Origin of the sequence: Micromonospora sp. NPDC002717 (assembly GCF_040295705.1) — a bacterium.
In the GTDB taxonomy this organism is placed as follows: Bacteria; Actinomycetota; Actinomycetes; order Mycobacteriales; family Micromonosporaceae; genus Micromonospora.
Genome location: NZ_JBEOVW010000078.1, coordinates 1 through 3,843, shown reverse-complemented (window position 1 = coordinate 3,843; position 3,843 = coordinate 1). Strand labels below are relative to the sequence as shown.

The 3,843-nt window shown below is 64.4% G+C and carries 1 protein-coding gene; it reads right to left on the bottom strand.

Going from position 1 to position 3,843, the window contains the following annotated elements; translation table 11 throughout:
• Positions 1–3,703: hypothetical protein (locus ABT006_RS34850; RefSeq protein WP_350712730.1), on the bottom strand; the 3,703-nt coding region annotated here is incomplete at its 3' end.
• Positions 3,704–3,843 lie beyond the last annotated feature (140 nt).

Genomic DNA, 3,843 nt, shown 5'->3' with positions numbered 1-3,843 from the left:
CCACCTCCACAGACGGCTCCACACCCGCCGCCCACCCCGACGGCAACACACCCTCCCCACCACCCGAGAACGAACCACCCCCCACACGACCCCACACAAACGCCGCCGCACCACCAGGCAACGACCCATCCTCGGAACCCGACTCATCCCCGGAACCCGGCCCCTGCCCGGTGCTCGGACCCTGCCCGGTGCTCGGACCCTGCCCGGCCGGCTTAGGTTGCCACCCGTTAAGGATGCGCATGTTGAACGATTCCTGCCGGTTTCGGAGCTGTTCTATGAGCGCCGCGAACTGATCCACCTTCTTGCGCGTCATCTTGATGATCTTGTAGGCGTGTCCGGTTCCGTCGACCAACGGCGCCCCGACCACGACGAAAACGTCGGTAACGGATTCCGATCCGACCTGCCGCGACCACTTCCCTACCCGCAAGGTGACCAGCGTCCCAGCGGTGACATCCACCTTCGCCCCACCGAGCGTCGCGACTTCATCACCAACACGAATACGCAGGGGAGGGGACAATAGGTTATTTTTCCCCATTACGTCCTCGAAATCCTCTGCGCCGGAAAGATTCCACTGATTCTGCGGCACCCACAGCGCCCTTCTGCGCAGCGACTCGATGTCGCCTGCGGTGGGGGCGGGCTCCAGCTTCAGGTACAGGGTCTCCCCGGTAGGACGCGGTAGTTCCACGAACGCGGCGGATCGACCAGTGCTGTCATACCCGAGTTCGAGACGAACCTCTTCGATGTCCGCAGGAAAGACGAACGAACCTCCGTCGACCACCACGGCCTGTGGGATATAGACCGGGCGGCCGGCGAATTTTACGTCCAACTTTCCAAAATTCGATTCGGCGTCTAGCGACGCCGTGATGTGGTAGGACTCGACGAACGATGGGGGGTCGAGTCTCCACGACGCCTGGCCGGGCACCTCCGGCAAGTCCGGCGCGACACCGCCGGACTCACCGGCCCTGATGGGATGCCGCTCAGGCGCCGACCCGGTTAGCGGGACACGCCGATTAGCCCGTTCCTGCCGTTTGTTCAGAGTCTTTATGATCCAATCGAACTCATCGATCTTCTTGTCCGTGTCGATGAGCCGGTAGGCGTGTCGGTTTTCGTCGCCGACCAACGGTGCCCTGACCACGACGAAAACGCCGCTTTCCGATCCGGCCAGCCGCGGCCACTTCCCTACCCGGAAGGTGATCTTCGTCCCCTGGGCGACCTGCACCTCCCCCCCACCGGGGGTCAAGTGCCCCTCCTTGCCAATGACAGTACGCAGGGGGGAGGGCAATTTGTTTCCCGTCAAAATTTCACCTGGGTAAGTCACTGCGCTGGAAAGATCCCACCCATCCTCCAGCTCCCACAAAACATTTGCGGACCACTTCGACATGCCGCCGATGCTGGGCACGGTGAGGGCGGGGTTGACCACTTCCACGTACCGGCCCTGTCCGGCCTCTTCGGCCGTCAGTTCCGCGACCATCAGGGGTCGACCAGTGGCGCCAAACCCGGCTCTGTAAACAATCCGGTCCAGCGTCGTGGGGAAGTCGAACGAACCTCCGCCGGCCACGACGCCTCCCGGGAGATTGATACTGGGATCTCCCGGCACGTGGAGCCGTGTGCCCAATTGCCTTTTGGGGCTCATCCACGTCGTGCTGCGGTAGGAATCGACGAACAATGGGGGATCGGTTTTCCACGCCCGGCCGGGTTCCATTGTCTTCAGAGCTTTCCACTCGTCGAGAGTGAACTCGCGGTCGATCCCTTGGAAGATAGCGCTTTCGGTGCCGTCGGGCCGGGTGTACCGGATTTCGACAAAACCAGCACCCCGCCCTCTCCCAATCTTCCCGATAGTGACATCGACCAGATCACCCGGGCGAACAAGCCCATCGATCCCATCGATCCCATCGATAACATTGAGACGCATCTCCTGGCCGGCCAGCCGGATACTCAACCCGGGCACCGGACGAGTGAACCCCGACATCTCCGGGTCATGCCGCACCGGGGTGGCCGGGATGCGAATGGTGAATGGGACATTGAGGTCCGTTGGGCGCTGGTCTTCCCAGCCGCCCTGGTCCTTGAGATTGCGCAAGTATCGGAGGTGTGCGGCGAGTTCCTGAACCTGACTGTACGGGAAGGAGGAGCGTTGACGGATGACCGCGAGGTCACGCTGGAAGGTGTTTTCCAGGATACGCGAGTAGGCGCTGTCGGGATTCTTCTCCGCCTTGGCGATCGCCGCTTGCAGCAGACCACGCGTCTTCTCGAACTCCCCATCCAGTTCCCGCCGCGTGCGGGGATTTACCTCTTCCTGGGGGAAGCCCTCAGCGATCCGGTCGGCGATGCCGTCTTCGGCACGAGGTTTGACGAGGAAGTAAGCACCCCTCCACCACAGGACCTGTTCCGGGACGACACCGTCACCCGGCTGCGGGCCGATGCGGTACGGGGCACCGAACGGATGATGGACCCACATCGGCCGGGACAACTCCTCGGCCGCCACATGGAAAGGCACAAGCGTGACTTCGTGAACCCCGCCACTTACGACCTTGGGGAACCAGATCCGGTGCAGCGCCTTCTGCTCCTGCTCCGACACGTCCGCCGGATACGGAAGAATCTCCCTAAATTTCGACTCGGCACCCCGGGCGAGGTCGTCGGCCAACTCACGAATCACCCACGCACGCAGTCCATCCAGGCTGCGGACCTTCAACTTCGCCAACGGATCCCTAAAGGCGTCCAACACCGGCTGAAAGACCCCGGCCACCCCCATGTCAAACCGCCCAGGATCGAAGTCGAACACCCCGCGCGCCCACCGCTCGAAGCGCTCCGCCTGGTCACTGGACACCACGGCCGACAACTTGGTGATCGCCTCAGCCACCTCCTGCTCCAAGCCCGACGCGACATCGCCCCCCGACGACGCCGAGCCATGCGCCGGTGGCACCGCCCCTGCCGACGAGCCCGGCGCATCGTCCAGCGCGGGGTTCTCCGACCTCACCCCCAACACCAATTCCGCCGGATCCGTCCCTGACAGCAAGTCCACGAAGCCCGCCGGCGCACCATCCACCGGCGGCGGCGACTCCGAGCCAGGCTCCAGTGGCACCCCTGCCTCATCGGTCGAAAATTCAGGCGCCAGTGTCCGCGCCGCCGACGAGCCCGGGAACCCGCCCGCTCCGTCGGTCTCCGTTCCCAGCCAATCACGCTGACGCTTCGGCTCAGATCCCGACTCCGACGGCGGCGACTCCGAGCCATGCGCCGGTGGCACCCCTGCCGGCGAGCCCGGCGCATCGTCCAGCGCGGGGTTCTCCGACCGCAACCCCAACATCAATTCCGCCGGATCCGTCCCTGACAGCAAGTCCACGAAGCCCGCCGGCGCACCATCCACCGGCGGCGGCGACTCCGAGCCAGGCTCCAGTGGCACCCCTGACCCCTCGGTCGAAAATTCAGGCGCCGATGTCCGCGCTGCCGACGAGCCCGGGAACCCGCCCGCTCCGTCGGTCTCCGTCAGAAAATCCGGGAAAGCCAATGGTGCCCGCATATCGAGCAAACTCGACAGGTCATCCGCGTAAATCTTCAGGCTATCCGCCGGCACACCATCGATACGCGGACGCTTCGACTCAGGTCCCGACTCCGACGACGGCGACTCCGAGCCAGGCGCGTCAGAGCCGGCCGGGCCCCATTCCATCGCCGCCGGCCGACCAGGCAACGAACCGGACGACAGGTCCAAAGACTCAGACTCAGACTCTGACCCGGACGACTCCGACCCGGACGACTCTGACCCGGACGACTCTGACCCGGACGACCCAACCGGCCGCGCCAACGTGGGAGCCACAAACGACTCCTTCACCGCCAGAAACTCGCGGATCT